Genomic DNA, 303 nt, shown 5'->3' with positions numbered 1-303 from the left:
ACAGAATTGTGAAGAGGGAGACGATAAAGATGAGTTATAATATAGCGGTAATTCTCGGTGATGGGATTGGGCCGGAGATCATTAGAGAGGCAAGAAAAGTCCTGGACAGGATCGGAACCGTGTACGGCCATGAGTTTTCTTATACCGAGGTTTTGATGGGAGGAGTATCCATCGACGCGTACGGTGTTCCTCTTACGGATGAAGCATTGGAGACAGCAAAAAAAAGTGATTCCGTTCTTCTCAGAGCAGTCGGAGGAGACGTGGGAAATTCGAGATGGTACGACGTGGCACCGAACTTGAGAC

Annotated in this window: 1 protein-coding gene; it reads left to right on the top strand. The window is 47.9% G+C overall.

Annotated elements, in window-relative coordinates; translation table 11 throughout:
* Positions 1-29: 29 nt before the first annotated feature.
* A partial coding sequence (locus tag NE473_RS31135; RefSeq protein ID WP_256265644.1) for an isocitrate/isopropylmalate family dehydrogenase occupies positions 30-303 on the top strand: 274 nt, incomplete at its 3' end.

Source organism: Hungatella sp. SL.1.14 (assembly GCF_024460495.1).
Classification (GTDB): Bacteria; Bacillota; Clostridia; order Lachnospirales; family Lachnospiraceae; genus Hungatella; species Hungatella hathewayi.
This window is presented reverse-complemented; position numbering and strand designations above follow the sequence as displayed.